At 69.5% G+C, this 15,748-nt stretch carries 12 protein-coding genes and 1 pseudogene; 5 read left to right on the plus strand and 8 right to left on the minus strand.

The window, feature by feature from the left end; genetic code table 11:
• The first annotated feature begins 30 nt into the window (after positions 1–30).
• Positions 31–795 (plus strand): LysR substrate-binding domain-containing protein, encoded by a 765-nt coding sequence (locus ACQR3U_RS00955; protein WP_006551323.1) that lies wholly within the window; start codon positions 31–33, stop codon positions 793–795.
• Positions 796–857: 62 nt separating this feature from the next.
• Here ACQR3U_RS00955 and ACQR3U_RS00960 read toward each other — a convergent pair whose 3' ends face one another.
• Both ACQR3U_RS00960 and ACQR3U_RS00965 read right to left on the minus strand, forming a co-directional pair.
• Positions 858–1,787: a hydrogen peroxide-inducible genes activator gene (locus tag ACQR3U_RS00960; protein ID WP_230809487.1), complete on the minus strand. Its 930-nt coding sequence runs from the start codon at positions 1,785–1,787 to the stop codon at positions 858–860.
• Positions 1,788–1,888: 101 nt separating this feature from the next.
• Complete coding sequence (locus ACQR3U_RS00965; RefSeq protein ID WP_006551321.1) at positions 1,889–2,599, minus strand: hypothetical protein; 711 nt, start codon at positions 2,597–2,599, stop codon at positions 1,889–1,891.
• A gap of 72 nt (positions 2,600–2,671) precedes the next feature.
• On the opposite strand from ACQR3U_RS00965, the gene ACQR3U_RS00970 reads away from it, so the two are divergent.
• The gene (locus tag ACQR3U_RS00970) at positions 2,672–2,938 is read left to right on the plus strand and encodes a hypothetical protein (protein WP_006551320.1); all 267 of its coding nucleotides are present in this window, start codon (positions 2,672–2,674) and stop codon (positions 2,936–2,938) included.
• Here ACQR3U_RS00970 and ACQR3U_RS00975 read toward each other — a convergent pair.
• On the minus strand, positions 2,898–4,091 hold the full coding sequence (locus ACQR3U_RS00975) for an aspartate aminotransferase family protein (protein ID WP_230809620.1): 1,194 nt from the start codon (positions 4,089–4,091) through the stop codon (positions 2,898–2,900). The genes ACQR3U_RS00970 and ACQR3U_RS00975 overlap by 41 nt on opposite strands.
• Before the next feature lie 124 nt (positions 4,092–4,215).
• Here ACQR3U_RS00975 and ACQR3U_RS00980 point away from each other — a divergent pair.
• Positions 4,216–5,017: pseudogene (locus ACQR3U_RS00980) on the plus strand (LLM class flavin-dependent oxidoreductase).
• Between the two features lie 67 nt (positions 5,018–5,084).
• Positions 5,085–8,978, plus strand: a complete 3,894-nt coding sequence (hrpA, locus tag ACQR3U_RS00985; RefSeq protein ID WP_230809488.1) for an ATP-dependent RNA helicase HrpA — start codon at positions 5,085–5,087, stop codon at positions 8,976–8,978.
• Between the two features lie 42 nt (positions 8,979–9,020).
• On the opposite strand, the gene nrdR is transcribed toward hrpA, so the two are convergent.
• Together nrdR and ACQR3U_RS00995 are read right to left on the minus strand one after the other, a co-directional pair.
• Positions 9,021–9,491, minus strand: coding sequence for a transcriptional regulator NrdR (gene nrdR / locus ACQR3U_RS00990; RefSeq protein WP_006551317.1), 471 nt, complete (start codon positions 9,489–9,491; stop codon positions 9,021–9,023).
• Between the two features lie 193 nt (positions 9,492–9,684).
• Positions 9,685–9,948 (minus strand): LysM peptidoglycan-binding domain-containing protein, encoded by a 264-nt coding sequence (locus ACQR3U_RS00995; protein ID WP_230809489.1) that lies wholly within the window; start codon positions 9,946–9,948, stop codon positions 9,685–9,687.
• A 565-nt stretch (positions 9,949–10,513) separates the two neighbouring features.
• On the opposite strand from ACQR3U_RS00995, the gene lexA reads away from it, so the two are divergent.
• Positions 10,514–11,224 (plus strand): transcriptional repressor LexA, encoded by a 711-nt coding sequence (lexA, locus tag ACQR3U_RS01000; RefSeq protein ID WP_230809490.1) that lies wholly within the window; start codon positions 10,514–10,516, stop codon positions 11,222–11,224.
• A 76-nt stretch (positions 11,225–11,300) separates the two neighbouring features.
• On the opposite strand, the gene ACQR3U_RS01005 is transcribed toward lexA, so the two are convergent.
• The 3 genes from ACQR3U_RS01005 to ptsP form a co-directional block, all read right to left on the minus strand.
• Positions 11,301–12,443, minus strand: a complete 1,143-nt coding sequence (locus tag ACQR3U_RS01005; protein WP_230809491.1) for an acyl-CoA dehydrogenase family protein — start codon at positions 12,441–12,443, stop codon at positions 11,301–11,303.
• A 171-nt stretch (positions 12,444–12,614) separates the two neighbouring features.
• The gene (locus ACQR3U_RS01010) at positions 12,615–13,907 is read right to left on the minus strand and encodes a solute carrier family 23 protein (protein ID WP_230809492.1); all 1,293 of its coding nucleotides are present in this window, start codon (positions 13,905–13,907) and stop codon (positions 12,615–12,617) included.
• Between the two features lie 131 nt (positions 13,908–14,038).
• Positions 14,039–15,706, minus strand: a complete 1,668-nt coding sequence (gene ptsP, locus ACQR3U_RS01015) for a phosphoenolpyruvate--protein phosphotransferase (RefSeq protein WP_230809493.1) — start codon at positions 15,704–15,706, stop codon at positions 14,039–14,041.
• Positions 15,707–15,748: the final 42 nt, after the last annotated feature.

Genomic DNA, 15,748 nt, shown 5'->3' on the forward strand with positions numbered 1-15,748 from the left:
GGCGGACCTCGGGAGCGGTAGCCTGACTCGGTGAGCGAACCGACCGTGCAACCCTTCCGCTTGGCCTACGTCCCGGGTGTCACCCCCGCGAAGTGGGTGCGGGTGTGGAACGAGCGGATGCCGGACGTCCCGATCGAACTGGTCCCCGTCGAACCCACGGGCGGTGCGGATCCGCTACGCGAGGACGTCGCCGACATCGCGCTGCTGCGCCTGCCGCTGCAGCGGGACGGCCTGTCGGTCATCCCGCTCTACACCGAGGTCTCCGTCGTAGTGGTGCCCAAGGAGCACGTGTTCGCGGCGGTCGACGAGGTGTCGGTGTCCGACCTCGCCGACGAGACGGTGCTGCATCCGCTCGACGACGTGCTCGACTGGGTCGCCCTACCCGGTGAGGAGGCGTTCGAGCGGCCCGCGACCACCGAGGACGCGATCTCGCACGTCGCCTCGGAGGTGGGTGTGCTCGTCACGCCGCAGTCGCTCGCCCGCCTGCACCACCGCCGCGACCTGACCTACCGTCCCGTCGTCGACGCGCCCGCGTCCCAGGTGGGTCTCGTGTGGGTCACCGACCGGACGACCGATCACGTCGACGAGTTCGTGGGCATCGTCCGGGGACGGACGGCCAACAGTTCCCGTGGCCGCAGCGATTCCGAGCCGGACGCCGAGTCGGGCGGCACCTCGCGTCGTGGCGAACGCAAGGGCTCGACCCCGAAGCGCCGCGCGCCCGAGCCCAAGACGTCCCGCCGGGCGGGGACGTCCGCGCGGAAGCGCCCCGGAAAGCCTCGGCGCGGTAAGCGCTGATCGATACCGCCGCGGTAAGCATTGATCGACACTGCCGCGGTCGGCGCTGATCGGGGTCTTCGTCAGGAAACGGGGCGGCAGGTCGGCGGGACGCAGCCACGGATGGTGTCGGCGAGGATGCGGTAGTCGACTCCGCGTGGGGACGACGAGCGGAACACCAGCCCGATCCGGCGGCCGGGTGCCGGGTCCGCGAAGTGCGCGACCTCGAGGTCTCCCCGGGCAGTTTCGACGGCGACCGCGGAGGCCGGGACGAGGGTGATGCCCAATCGTCCTGCGACGCAGCGCACCACGGTGGACAGGGAGGTCGCGCGGGTGTCGCCGAGTGCCGGTCGCGCGTCGATGGACCGGCACAGGTCGAGTGTCTGGTCGCGCAGGCAGTGGCCTTCGTCGAGCAGCAGCAGTTGTGCGTCGTCGAGCGCGGAGAGCGGGAGGTCGGTGCGCCCGGCGAGTTCGTGTCCGGTCGGCAGGACGAGGACGAAATCCTCGTCGTACAGCGGCACTTCGATGACACCCGAGACGTCTGCGGGCAGGGCGAGGACGGCGACGTCGAGGGTTCCGGCGCGCAGGGCGTCGAGGAGACGCGCGGTCTGGTCCTCGACGACCTGCAGCGACAGCGCCGGCATCGCCCGGTCGAGTGCGGGCAGGATCTCGGGCAGGACGTAGGGCGCGACGGTGGGGATCAGGCCCACCCGCAGCGGGCCCGAGAGTCCGTCGGACACTCCTGCAGCCGCGTCGACGAAGCCGTCGGCGGCGTCGAGTACCACCTCCGCGTAGGGAAGCAGGCGCGCTCCCACCGGTGTCACGAGCACGCGGCGGGTGCTCCGCTCGATGAGCTGGACGCCGAGGCCGTTCTCGAGAGCCGCCAGCCCCTGGGACAGGGTGGGCTGGCTGACCTCGAGTCGCGCTGCTGCCGTGCCGAAGTGGCGGTAGGTGGCCACCGCGACGAAGGCACGCAGCTGCGAGAGGGTGGGCTGGTAGCTCTGATCGGTCACGCCTATCAGTGTAGTGCGACCTATCGTCTCTACCTTTCGCAGCTATCGGACGGTCGTGCGTCGACCACGAGACGGGCGCTCGCTGCGCCGACTGCCAGGTCCTACGACGCCGAGCCCGCCGCTCTTCCGGCAGCGAGGTCGTCCTCGTCCAGCACGACCTCGATCTCGCCACCGAACTCCACACCGGGAGCGAGCGGCAGCCGGTCGCCGCTCCAGAACCGGCCGGGGTCGTACCAGTTGCTCCCCCGGTGCCGTTGCCGCAGCAACCCCATCTCCTCCAGCGTCAGCCCCACCACTTCGGCGCAGTACGCGCTCTCGAGCCCACCGGACGGTACGGCCGCCCGGCGACGGCGCGGGAGCCGGCCCGCGAACCATCGCCCCGTGAGTTTCGTCGTCGACGGGAACGGTGTGCCGTCGAGCCGCGCGATCGTGCGCAGCAGCTGGTCCTCCTGGTCCGGGGTGACCGCCACCGAGACCTGCCGCAGCCAGCCGCGCTGGCCGTAACGCGCGGCCCACACCTGCACCGCACTGCGCAGGTCGTGCAACTGCACGCCGCGCTGGTGCCGCCCGGTCCACATGTCCGGGAGACTGCGTCCGAGCTCGGCGTGCCACATCAGCGGCGGCAGGTCCTCGAGCGCGACCGTCATCCCCACGTGGTTCACCGGTGCGTTGGTCAGCGTCTGGATTGCTCGGTCGGCCGGGGTGGCGCCGCGGAAGATCCACAGGTCCCCCGTGCGGGTCGTCGCCACGGCCTCGTCGAGGGTGAGACGCGAGCGCGCACCGGCGGACCGATCTGCCGACGAAGTGTCCATGCCGTCAGCCTGCCATGCCCGACGGCCGCTGGGGTCGTCCCCATGACCCCGACGGACCGCTAGGGTCGCCCCATGGCACTGCGCGGTGGCAAGTGGTGGAAGCTCGTCGGACTCGCCGGGATCGTGGGAGTCGCGGCGACCGGTGCTGTCGCCGCCCGCAACGAGCGACAGCGACGGAACTACAGCCCCGACGAGGTGCGTTCGGTGTTGCACGAGCGCTATGCCCGTTCACTCGCCGCACGCGACGGCAGCGCCGAACTCCCCCTCGCCGAGGTACCGATCGGGCCGAAGGAACGGATCAGCCGAGTGCTGCGGCGATTCCGTCGGCGAGATCGGTGATCTGCTCGTCGGTCATCACGAACGACGGGGAGATCTGCATCGCGCCCTGACCGGCCGCGCGTCCCGAGATCCCATGCTGTCGCAGGGTTTTGACGAAACCGAGAGCTTCGGACGGATCGGCGAGCTGCACGGCCGCCACCGCACCGAGGCCGCTGCGCACCTCGGCCACCCGCGGGTGGTCCGCCAGCGGAGCGAGCTTCTCGTGCAGAGTCCGCTCGATCCGCGCCGCCTCGGCGAGCAGATTCTCACGCTCGATGATGTCGAGGTTGGCGAGCGCGGCCGCCGCAGCAGCGGCGTGCCCACCGTAGGTGTAGCCGTGGCGCCACCACACGTCTCCGGCGAAGAACGGTTCGGCGACGCGCGGAGCGACGAACAGGGCGCCCATCGGCAGGTAGCCGGAGGTGAGTCCCTTGGCCGTGGTGACCATGTCGGGAGCCAGGTCGAATCGCGACGACGCGAACCACGAACCACCGATACGACCGAAGCCGGTGACGACCTCGTCGACGACGAACAGGATGTCGTGGTCGCGGCAGATGTCGCGGATCTCGGCGAGATAGCCGTCCGGCGGCAGGTACACCCCGCCCGCACCGATGACGGGTTCGCAGAAGAAGGCCGCGATAGAGTCGGCACTGACCGAATCGATGAGTTCGAGCAGCGCCTTGGCGTCGTCCCAGGCAACCCGCGCGGTGTCCTCCCACAGGCGGCCGTAGCCCTCACCGTTGACGGGGATACCGGCGAGCGAGGTGCCGCCGACATGCATGCCGTGGTACGCCTTCTCGCGCGAGACCAGCAGCCGCTTGCCGGGCTTCCCGACCTCCTGCCAGTACCGCCGCGCGAGCTTGGCCGCCGAGTCGACGGAGTCGGATCCGCCCGAGGTGAAGAAGATCTTGCTGCCCGGAACCGGGGCGACCCCCGCGAGACGCTCGGCGAGTTCGACGGCGGGCTCGGAGGTCAGGTCGCCGAAGTTCGAGTAGTGGGCGAGTTTGGCGACCTGCGCCGCGATCGCCTCGCCGATCTCGGTGCGGCCGTGACCGACATTGGTGAACCACAGTCCGGCGGTGGCGTCGAGGTAGCGTTTGCCGGCGTCGTCCCAGATGTACGCGCCTTCCCCGCGCGACACGACGAATGCGCCGTCCCGTTCGATCGCGCCCATATCGGCGAATCCGTGCCACAACGCACCCACGACCAACTCCCGTCCACGACGATCACGACACCCGTCATCGTATGCGGAGGAAACGACTCTGGCGCCGGAGGCCCGTACCCGCCACCCGGGTGCCATGACCGAGTTCCGCTTCTCCGTCAACATCTTCGAGGTCGGGTCTCCCGATGCGTTCGTTCGCTGGTGCCGCGCCGTCGAGGACGCGGGCTTCGACGCGGTGTACGCGGCCGACCATCTCGGTGTCCCCACGTCGTTCCCCGTCCTGGTCACCGCCGCCGGTGCCACCGAGCGTCTGCGGGTCGGCACGATGGTGCTCGATGCCGGTTTCTGGAATCGGGCACTGCTCGCTCGCGAGATCGCGAACACCGATCTGCTCACCGGCGGCCGGCTCGAGGTCGGCCTCGGAGCAGGGGCCACATGAGATGGGAGTTCGAGGCGGCCGGGATCGAGTGGGAACGCTTCGACGAGCGCGCCGAGCGTCTCGAATCCACCGTGCAGGAACTGCAGCGATCGTTCACCGGGCCCGGTTTCGACGAGCAGGCGGCGTTGCGCGAAGCATTCGACCTGCCCGTGCTCCGTCCGGTGCAGCGGCGCGGATTCGGCGGCTACGGCCCGCCCCTGATCGTCGGAGGCACCGCGACCGGATCTTTTCCGTCGTCGCCGCCCACGCCGACATCGTGAGTGTCGCGGGTGCCGTCCTGCTGCCGGGGAGGCCACCGGGGACGTTCCGCATCGCCACCGCGGCCGAGGCCGACGACCTGCTCGACTCGCCGTTCGTGCTGATCGGCACGGTCGACGAGATGGCCGGGCAGATCCTGCACAGCCGGGAGCGCTACGGGTTCACCCACTTCACGGTCCACGCCCCGTACCGGGAGACCTTCGGTGAAGTGATCGGCCGGGTGCGTGCTCTGGCGGGCTGACCACCTGGCCTGCCTGCCCTCCCCGACCGGCCCCGACCGGGTCGTTTCGCTAGGCTGTGTGATCAGCATGTCCATCTCCCCCGCCCCGAATCGTCGCGAACTGCGCGCTGCCCTGTCCGAGGTCTCCCTCCGCGACGAGAACCGCCTCCGTCGCAGGCTCGACCGGGCGCGGGGCGGCGAGGCGCTGACCGAGGTCGCCGCCGAGATCGAGACCGCCCGCGCCCGGCTCACGTCCCGTGCGTCGTCGGTCCCGGAGATCCGTTATCCCGAGGACCTACCGGTCTCGCAGCGCAAGGACGACATCGCCGCCGCGATCCGCGACCACCAGGTCGTAGTGGTCGCCGGTGAGACCGGTTCGGGCAAGACGACGCAGATCCCGAAGATCTGCCTCGAACTCGGGCGCGGGGTTCGCGGCCTGATCGGCCACACCCAGCCGCGCCGTATCGCCGCGCGCGCCGTCGCCGAGCGACTCGCGGAGGAACTGGACACCGAGCTCGGCGACGCCGTCGGATACACGGTGCGCTTCAACGATCAGGTCACCGAGTCGACACTCGTCAAGCTGATGACCGACGGCATCCTCCTCGCCGAGATCCAGCGCGACCGCCTGCTGCGCCAGTACGACACGCTCATCATCGACGAGGCGCACGAGCGCAGCCTCAACATCGACTTCCTGCTCGGCTACCTCGCGCAGCTGCTTCCGCGTCGCCCCGACCTGAAGGTGATCATCACCTCGGCGACGATCGACCCCGAACGTTTCGCGCGCCACTTCGCCGACGCGAACGGCACGCCTGCCCCCATCGTGGAGGTCTCCGGCCGCACCTATCCCGTCGAGGTGCGTTACCGGCCGCTGACCGTCGAGGTGGGCGACACGCTGGTCGACCGCGACCCCGTCGACGCGGTGTGCGAGGCCGTCGAGGAACTCCAGCGCGAGGGCGACGGCGACATCCTGGTCTTCCTCTCCGGCGAGCGCGAGATCCGCGACACCGCCGACGCACTGCGCGACCGCAAGCTCCGCAACACCGAGATCCTCCCGCTCTACGGACGCCTGTCGGCGGCCGAACAGCACCGGGTCTTCGCACCGCACACGGGCCGGCGGGTCGTGTTGTCCACCAACGTCGCCGAGACGTCCCTGACGGTTCCCGGTATCCGCTACGTCGTCGACCCCGGCACCGCACGTATCTCGCGGTACTCGGTGCGGACGAAGGTGCAGCGACTGCCGATCGAGCCGATCTCGCAGGCCTCGGCGCGGCAGCGCGCCGGACGGTGCGGTCGTGTCGCCGACGGCATCTGCATCCGTCTGTACTCGGAGGACGACTTCGACGGCCGGCCGGAGTTCACCGAGCCCGAGATCCTGCGCACCAACCTCGCGTCGGTAGTGTTGCAGATGACGGCGCTCGGTCTCGGCGAGATCGAGGCGTTCCCGTTCGTGGAGGCCCCGGATCCCCGCGCGATCCGCGACGGCATCGCTCTGCTCGAGGAGCTCGGCGCGCTCGAACCCGCCAAGAAGGGCGAGACGCCGCGCCTGACCGCGACGGGCCGCGAGATCGCCCGCCTGCCCGTCGATCCGCGCATGGCCCGCATGATCGTCGAGGGCCACCGGAACGGATGTCTGCGCGAGGTGCTCATCATCGTCGCGGCCCTGTCGATCCAGGACGTGCGCGAACGCCCGACCGAGTTCCAGCAGGCCGCCGACGAGAAGCACGCCCGGTTCGCGGTCGAGGGCTCGGACTTCCTGGCCTTCCTGCGATTGTGGGACTACCTGAAGGAGCAACGGCGGGAACTGTCGTCGAGCAGGTTCCGCAGGTTGTGCCGCGACGAGTTCCTGCACTGGTTGCGGATCCGTGAGTGGCAGGACCTGCAGGGGCAGCTCCGTCAGATCACTGTCGACATGGGCTGGCAGACGCACCACCGCGACGTGAATCCCGACGACGTCCACAAGTCCCTGCTTGCAGGTCTGCTGTCGCACATCGGTCTTCGCGAGGGCGACAAGCGCGACTTCCTCGGTGCCCGCGGCGCACGGTTCGCCGTCTTCCCGGGATCGTCGTTGTTCAAGAAGCCTCCGCGCTGGGTCATGGCCGCCGAACTCGTGGAGACCTCACGGCTGTGGGCGCGGACGGCCGCGCGCATCGAACCCGAATGGGTCGAGAAGCTCGCTCCGCACCTGGTCAAGCGCACCTACTCGGAGCCGCACTGGTCGACGCGCCGCGAGTCGGCGATGGTCTACGAACGCGTCACGCTCTACGGCATCCCCCTGGTCGCCCAGCGTCCCGTGCCGTACGGACGGATCGATCCGGAGGTCTCGCGCGAACTGTTCATCCGCCACGCCCTCGTGCAAGGCGAATGGCGCACGCAGCACAAGTTCTTCCACGACAACCGGGCGCTGCTCGAGGACGTCGAGGAACTCGAACACCGTGCGCGCCGGCGCGACATCGTCGTCGACGACGAGACCCTGTTCGACTTCTACGACCAGCGGGTCGGCCCGGAGGCGATCTCGGCCCGGCACTTCGACACGTGGTGGAAGAAGACCCGCAGGCAGCAACCCGACCTGCTGACGTTCACGCCGGACACCGTGGTGAACCAGGACGCCGCCTCGGTGCTCGAGGGCGACTATCCGGACGCGTGGCGCCAGGGCGAGATCCAGTTCCCCCTCACCTACCAGTTCGAGCCGGGCACGGAGGAGGACGGTGTCACCGCCCGCGTCCCCGTCGCGCTGCTCGCGAACCTCAAGTCCGTCGGTTTCGACTGGCTGGTACCCGGGATGCGGACCGAGCTGGTCACGGCCCTCATCAAGACCCTGCCGAAACACCTTCGGAGGCAGGTCGTACCGGCTCCCGATTTCGCAGCGGCCGCCCTCGCCTCGGTGACGCCGCGCTCCGAACCGCTCGTCAATGCGATGGCCCGCGAGCTGTCCCGGCTCGGCCGGTGCACGATCGAGTCCTCGGACTTCGATACCGGTGCGTTGCCCGACCATCTGCGGATGACCTTCGCCGCGGTCGACGAGCGCGGCACCGTGCTCGGCCGCAGCAAGAGCCTGGCGGCCCTGCGGAAGAAGTTGGCTCCGCGGGTCGAAGCGGAGGTCTCGCGCGCCGCTGCGGGCACCGAACGTCCCGCGGCGGTGGTGTGGACGGCCGAGACCCTCGGGAACCTGCCGGAGACCGTCACCCGCGAGGTCGGTGGCCGGAAGGTCACCGGTTACCCTGCCCTGGTCGCGGAGAAGGACGGCGTCGCGGTGCGCGTGCTCAGCACACCGCAGGCCCAGCAGAACGCGACGCGTCAGGGGTTGCGTGCCCTGCTTCTGTCGTCGGCACCGACGAAGGCGAAGGCCGTGACCTCGGGGCTGACCAACATGGAGCGGCTCGCGCTCGGGCGGAACCCCGACGGATCGTTCGAAGCGCTGATCGAGGACTGCCGTGCCTGCGCGGTGGACGAACTTATCGCCGCACACGGCGCACCCGTGCGCACGCCCGACGAGTTCGAGGCGCTCGCGTCCACGGTGCGGTCACACCTGCCGGGGCGCGTGGCCCGTCTGTTGAAAGCGGTTGTGCCCGTGCTGTCCCGCGCCCACGAGGTGGGTGTGCTCCTCGATCGGTCGGACGGCGAAGCTGCCGACGACGTACGCGAACAGCTGCAGTCGTTGCTGTTCCCCGGCTTCGTCACCGATCTGGGGTCGCGGCGGATCGCCGACCTGCCGCGCTATCTCACCGCGGCCGCGCAACGCCTGGAGGCGTTGCCGGCGAGTGCGCATCGCGATGCCGCGGGAATGGATGTGCTCGATCGCGTCTACGGCGCCTACGACAAGCTACTCGCACGACTGCCGGAGGAACGGCGCGCCGCGCCCGAGGTGGTCGAGATCTACTGGATGATCGAGGAACTGCGCGTGAGCCTGTTCGCGCAGAGTCTCGGAACGCGGATCCCAGTGTCGGAGAAGCGCGTCCTGAAGGCGATCGACGGGATCCGGTAGCGACCGGACCGGCCGGCGTGCGGTCGGCTTCGACCGGGTCGCTCAGTCGGTCTCGACCGAGCAGGACTTCTTGTGCTCGCGCAGTTCCTGGATCTCGCGTTCGAAATCCTCTGCAGAACTGAAGGAACGGTAGACCGAGGCGAATCGAAGATAGGCAACCTCGTCGAGATCGCGTAGGGGTCCGAGGATCGCCAGTCCGACCTCGTGGCTCGGGACCTCGGGTGAGCCCTTCGCCCGCACCGCGTCCTCGACCTGCTGCGCGAGCTTGTTGAGTGCGTCGTTGTCGACATCGCGCCCCTGGCAGGCGCGGGCCACGCCGCGCACGACCTTCTCGCGGCTGAACGGCTCGGTCACGCCGCTGCGCTTGACGACGGACAGCACGGCCGTCTCGACTGTGGTGAAGCGGCGTCCGCATTCGGGACACGCCCGCCGACGACGGATCGCGGCACCCTCGTCTGCCTCGCGCGAATCGACCACCCGGGAATCGGGATGGCGGCAATACGGGCAGTACATGTCGGTTCCTTCGTCGTGCCCGTGCGGGTCGCGACGTCGGCGCCGAAGCGATGTCTCCCGACCGGAACCGTCTCCACCCGCGAGTGGGCCGACACCGCCGCAACCACACGGAGTGGTGTGACTGACAGTGTTAGACAATACCCGCCTGTCCGGCTCGGGAGCGGATCGCGGGTCCGGCGGGGCCACGACGCCCTCATTCCCGGCTGGAATCCGGCAAGAGGAGGCGGCTTCCGGCCTGCACGGCCGTACCGTCGAGCGAGTTGAGGTCGGCGATCCTCGCGACCGTGACGTCGACCGGGACGTCGGGCCACACGCGAGCGGCCAAGGCCTCCAAACTCTCGCCCTCTCGCACGACCGTGGTGCCGACGCTCTGCGAGATCACCTCATCGGTGCGCACGTGGGCGAGCACGAGGAGCATCGTGGTCGCGAGCGCGGTGAGGAGCACCGTCGTGGCCATCTGCCGCCAACTCGTCCCCTCCGCAGGCCGGCGACTGCGCGGTGCGATCTCCGAACGGCGGTGCAGGGGTTCCCGCGAGGGCGCGGCGACGCGCGGTCTCGGCCGCACCGGGACACGGGTGCGATGGTGCAGCGTCGACGTCGCGATCGGCCGGATGCGATATGCCGCCGCCCCGGGCGCACCTGCTCCCGGCGGGCCCACGACGGTCCGCCCTGCCGTGCTCGTCCGGACTGAGGCACCGGTTCGGACCACCGCGCCCTGTCGCGCCGTACCCACCGGAACCGCCGTGTCGATCCGAACCGCTCTGCTCATCGGAAATCCTCCGTGTCGCTGTGCGTGGTCTTCCGACCCCGTCCGTGTCGCTGTGCGTGGTCTTCCGACCCCGTCCGAGAACTCGATCATGTGTTCGAACGAAAGTCTGTTCGAATGTTCTATCACGAGTCACAGCCTGACGGCAGCTCCTCGGAGGGTGAATCTCGAACATCTGTTTGATATACGCGCGGGATCTCGATAGATTCGAAAGGCAACTTGCAACCCATCCGACACTCGCCGCACGGAGGTCACGATGAAGGCGGACGGAACATCCACAGCCCGCCGGGCCGGACCCGCGACCGACGATCCCACCGCGAGCCTCACCGAACGTCAGCGTCGTGTGCTCGAGGTCATCCGCGATTCCGTCAGCGAACGGGGGTACCCGCCGAGCATCCGTGAGATCGGCGACGCCGTCGGCCTCAACTCCACATCCTCCGTCGCACACCAGCTGCGCACGCTCGAACGGAAGGGCTTCCTGCGCAGGGATCCGAACCGTCCGCGTGCCGTGGACGTCCGCGGTCTCGAGCCCACCCCCGCACCCGAGTCCTCGCCCGAGGTGGTCGCCGGCTCGTCGACCGACGACATCCCTTCGGCGGCAATGGTTCCCGTCGTCGGCCGGATCGCTGCCGGTGGTCCGATCCTGGCCGAGGAATCGGTCGAGGATGTCTTCCCGCTGCCGCGCGAACTCGTCGGTCAGGGCTCGCTGTTCCTGCTCAAGGTCGTCGGCCAGTCGATGATCGACGCGGCCATCTGCGACGGCGACTGGGTGGTCGTCCGGCAGCAGAACGTCGCCGACAACGGCGATATCGTCGCCGCGATGCTCGACGGCGAGGCCACCGTCAAGACGTTCAAGCGGGTCGACGGCGACGTCTGGCTCATGCCGCACAACCCGATGTTCGAACCCATCCCGGGCAACGACGCAGTCGTCCTCGGCAAGGTCGTCACGGTCGTCCGCAAGATCTGATCCCCGGGCCACCGGCGACGAACGAGGCCTGGGTGGCTCCGCACCGCGAAGCCACCCAGGCCTTCTCGTACGTGCCTCAGACGTTGAGGCCGCGCCCGATGACTTCCTTCATGATCTCGTTCGTGCCGCCGTAGATCTTCTGCACGCGGGCATCGAGGTACGCCTTGGCGACCGGGTACTCGCGCATGTAGCCGTAGCCACCGTGCAGCTGCAGGCAGCGGTCGATCAGCTCGACCTGCTTGTCGGTGGTCCAGTACTTGGCCATCGCGGCCTCCTGGACGGTGAGCTTCTTCTCGTTGAGCAGCTCGATGCACCGGTCCACGAACACCCGGGCCAGCTGGGTCTCGGTGGCGAGCTCGGCGAGCTCGAAGCGGGTGTTCTGGAACTTGCCGATCGGCTTGCCGAACGCCTTGCGGTCGCGGCAGTACTGGATCGTGTCGTCGAGCACGCGCTCCATCGCAGCAGCGGCGACGACGGCGATCGCGAGACGTTCCTGCGGCAGGTTCTGCATCAGGTAGATGAAGCCCATGCCCTCCTGGCCGAGGAGGTTGGCCGCCGGGACGCGAACGTCGTTGAAGCTGAGCTCCGCCGTGTCCTGAGCGTCGAGGCCGATCTTGTCGAGGTTGCGTCCCCGCTCGAAGCCCGGCATGCCGCGCTCGACGACGAGCAGCGAGAAGCCCTGGGCGCCCTTCTCCGGGTCGGTGCATGCGACGACGATCACCAGATCGGAGTGGATGCCGTTGGTGATGAACGTCTTGGCGCCGTTGAGGACCCAGTCGTCACCGTCGCGCACCGCGCGGGTCTTGATGCCCTGCAGGTCGCTGCCGGTGCCCGGCTCGGTCATCGCGATGGCCGTGATCAGCTCACCCGAACAGAAGCCCGGGAGCCAACGCTTCTTCTGCTCCTCGTTGGCGAGCTCGAGCAGGTAGGGAGCGACGACATCGTTGTGCAGCATGAAGCCCAGACCGCTGAAGCCCAGCTTGGTGGTCTCCTCGGCCATGATGGCGTTGTAGCAGAAGTCGTCCATGCCACCGCCGCCGTACTCCTCCGGCACCGCCATGCCGAGGAAGCCCTGCGCGCCGGCCTTCTTCCACACCTCACGGTCGACGATCTTGTCCTTCTCCCACTGCTCGTGGAAGGGGGCCACCTCCTGTTCGAGGAACTTCCGGTACGACTCCCGGAAGAGGTCGTGCTCGGGCTCGAAAAGGGTGCGTTGCATCTGCGCTCCTGTGTGAGACGTCGTTCGACATACTCACGGTATGCAGACGAGGGCGCGGTGACGCTGACACAACCGAGCGCATTTTGTGACCCGGACGACCCCGGCGGGTACGCGTCGGTATCGAACGACCCGCGGGCACGGGTCGGTGTCGGCCGATGCGCCGGGTTCCGGTCAGCGGCGCAGATCCGCGAGTCTGCGCAGCAGCGGGTACGCGACGAGGATGCCGATCGAACCCCAGGCGATACCGCCGAGTTCGACCGAGCCGATCGACAGGGTCAGGTCGCCGATGCCGGCGACGAGCGCCGCGGCCGCGACCGTGAGGTTGACCGGATCCGTGAAGTCGACCTTCGCCTCCGTCCAGATGCGGACACCGAGGATGCCGATCAGGCCGTAGAGCACGAGGGTCGCGCCGCCGAGGACGCCCTCGGGCACGGTGAACACCAGCGCACCGAACTTCGGCGAGAAGGCCAGCACGACGGCGGTGATCGCCGCAACGGCGTATGCAGCGGTCGAGTACACGCGCGTGGCCGCCATGACGCCGATGTTCTCGGCATAGGTGGTCGTGCCCGAGCCGCCGCCCGCACCCGCGAGGGTGGTCGCAAGGCCGTCGGCGATGAGCGCATTGCCGGCCATGTCGTCGAGGTTTCGACCGGTCATCGCGGCGACCGCCTTGACGTGGCCTACGTTCTCCGCGACCAGCACGACGACGACGGGCAGCGCCAACAGCACGACCGACAGTTCGAAGGTGGGGCCGTGCAGATCGGGCAGACCGAACCACGCCGCGTCGCGCATGGCGTCGATGCGCTCGGACGCGATCGCCCCGGTGAACGCCGCGAAGATCCATCCGACGATCACACCGACGAGGATGCCGAGGCGGCCGAGCATGCCCGGGCCGACCACCGTCACGAGCAGTGTGACCACGAGCGTGATCGTGGCGACGAGCGGTTGGGCTTCGAACGATCCGGTGGCCGTCGGCGCGAGGTTGAGGCCGATGAGGGCGACGATCGCCCCGGTGACCACCGGCGGCATGACCGCGTCGATGATGCGCGAACCCGCCGCCTTGACCACGAGGCCGACAAGCACCAGCACGATGCCGACGGCGACGATCCCGCCGAGCTGCGCTGCCGGACCGGAACCGGCCGAGGCGCTGAGCGGCGCGATGAACGCGAAAGACGAACCGAGATAGCTGGGCACCCGGCCGCGCGTGATGATCAGGAACAGCGCGGTGCCGATACCGGAGAACAGCAGCGTGGTCGTGACGGGGAAGCCCGTGATCGTCGGCACGAGCAGGGTGGCGCCGAACATCGCGATGACGTGCTGCATCCCGATGCCGATGGTGCGCGGCCACGACAGTCGCTCGTGCGGTGCGACCACCGCACCGGGGTTGATGCGACGTCCGTCGCCGTGCAGGGTCCAGCCGCGGCGTGTGGTCGTGCGTCCGGTCGTGTTCGCTCGTTCGGTCACGACAGGTCATCGTAGAACCGGCAGCCTCATCGGCGTAGAACAGACCGCCCCGGCCGCGTAGAACAGGCCGTCCCGGCCGCGTAGAACAGGCCGTCCCGGCCGCGTAGAACAGGCCGTCCCGGCCGCGCCGCTCAGTCCAGCAGTTTCGCTGCCGCGGCACGTGCCGCGACGGGGTCGTCACTCGCGAGGACCGCCTCGGCCGCCTCACGGCAACGGTCCATCGGGACCGAGGAGAGCCGGGCGCCGACACCCGTCACCGCCGACGCGGCGCACGACAGGGACGTCACGCCCATTCCGGTCAGGACGCAGGCGAGGAGCGGGTCGGCCGCCGCCTCGCCGCACACCCCCACCGGCTTGCTCGCGGCCGCCCCGGCCTGCGCCGCGCGGGCCACGAGTGCGAGCACCGCGGGCTGCCACGGGTCGGTGAGTGCGGCCAGCTTCGGCGACATCCGATCGGCCGCCATCGTGTACTGGGCGAGGTCGTTGGTGCCGATCGACAGGAAGTCCAGGTGTTCGAGCAACCGATCGGCGAGCAGCGCCGCGGACGGAACCTCGATCATGACGCCGGGTGACAGCCCGCGCTCGCGCACCCGCGCGGCGAAATCGGCCGCCTCCGAGACGGTCGCCACCATCGGTGCCATGACCCACGGCGTGGCGCCGGTGCGCGAGGCCGCGGCGGCCACCGCGTCGAGCTGACGATCGAGGACTCCCGGCGCCGTGGTCGTGATGCGGATACCGCGGACGCCGAGGGCGGGATTGTGTTCGTCGGGGTGGTTGGCGAACCGGAGGGGCTTGTCGGAGCCGGCGTCGAGGGTCCGCAGGACGACCTTCCGTCCCTCGAACGCCTCGAAGACCTCCGCATAGATGTCGGCCTGCTCGTCCACCGTCGGTTCGGTGTCGCGGTCGAGGAAACACAACTCGGTGCGGAACAGTCCGACGCCCTGCGCTGGCGTCCGGCGCGCCGCGCGGGCACCCGATCCGTCCTGCACGTTGGCGAGGATCTCGACCGGGTGACCGTCGGCGGTGGCGCCGGGACCGGACCAGCCCGCCACCCGCTCGCGCTCGACGCGGTCGCGTTCGACCTCGGCTGCGGCCTCGGCGCTGTCCGGGGAGATCACGATCCGGCCCGTCGCGCCGTCGACCAGCACCTCGGTGCCGGCAGGGACGTCGTCGAGACCTGCCACCGCGACGACACACGGGATGCCGAGCTGGCGCGCGATGATCGCGGTGTGGCTCGTGGGTCCTCCGAGGGAGGTGGCCAGCGCGACGACGACGGACGGGTCGAGTCCGGCGGTGTCGGCGGGTGCGAGATCGGCCGCGAGGAGCACGGACGGCGAATCGGGCATCTCGAGACCGGGTTCGGGGGCGCCCTGCAGTTCGGCGATCACGCGGTCGCGGATGTCGAGCAGGTCGGTGACCCGCTCGGACTGCAGCCCGCCCATCTTCTCGAACAGGGCCGCGAACTGGTCGGTGGCGGCGACGGTGGCACCGACCGCGTCGGATCCGGACCGGATCTTCGTCGCGGTCGCCCCGCGCCAGGCGCGGTCCTCGACCAGCACAGCGGTGGCTTGGAGCACTTCTGCCGCGGCACCCGATGCACGCGAGGCGCGGGCGCGCAGCCGCTCGGCCACGACCTTCGCGGCGTCCTCGAACCGGCCCACCTCGGCCTCGCGCGCCGTGTCGGGGATCGAGGCGCCCTGCGCCGGGACCACAGGACGCGCGACGGGACGGATGACCGGCCCGTATCCGATACCGGGGACGACGGGGGTGCCGTACAGGACGGACGCCGACTGCTCCATGGAGATCTCCTCACCGCAGTAGTTCGTTGTGACTCAGATTAC

It is taken from the genome of Rhodococcus sp. IEGM1339 (assembly GCF_050321925.1).
In the GTDB taxonomy this organism is placed as follows: domain Bacteria; phylum Actinomycetota; class Actinomycetes; order Mycobacteriales; family Mycobacteriaceae; genus Rhodococcus; species Rhodococcus pyridinivorans.

What these genes read in the sequence shown, in the direction of transcription:
- ACQR3U_RS00965 (WP_006551321.1), bottom strand. Translation starts at nt 2,599, where the DNA reads ATGGACACTTCGTCGGCAGATCGGTCCGCCGGTGCGCGCTCGCGTCTC.
- ACQR3U_RS00970 (WP_006551320.1), top strand. Translation starts at nt 2,672, where the DNA reads ATGGCACTGCGCGGTGGCAAGTGGTGGAAGCTCGTCGGACTCGCCGGG.
- ACQR3U_RS00975 (WP_230809620.1), bottom strand. Translation starts at nt 4,091, where the DNA reads ATGGGCGCGATCGAACGGGACGGCGCATTCGTCGTGTCGCGCGGGGAA.
- hrpA (WP_230809488.1), top strand. Translation starts at nt 5,085, where the DNA reads ATGTCCATCTCCCCCGCCCCGAATCGTCGCGAACTGCGCGCTGCCCTG.
- nrdR (WP_006551317.1), bottom strand. Translation starts at nt 9,491, where the DNA reads ATGTACTGCCCGTATTGCCGCCATCCCGATTCCCGGGTGGTCGATTCG.
- ACQR3U_RS00995 (WP_230809489.1), bottom strand. Translation starts at nt 9,948, where the DNA reads ATGGCCACGACGGTGCTCCTCACCGCGCTCGCGACCACGATGCTCCTC.
- lexA (WP_230809490.1), top strand. Translation starts at nt 10,514, where the DNA reads ATGAAGGCGGACGGAACATCCACAGCCCGCCGGGCCGGACCCGCGACC.
- ACQR3U_RS01005 (WP_230809491.1), bottom strand. Translation starts at nt 12,443, where the DNA reads ATGCAACGCACCCTTTTCGAGCCCGAGCACGACCTCTTCCGGGAGTCG.
- ptsP (WP_230809493.1), bottom strand. Translation starts at nt 15,706, where the DNA reads ATGGAGCAGTCGGCGTCCGTCCTGTACGGCACCCCCGTCGTCCCCGGT.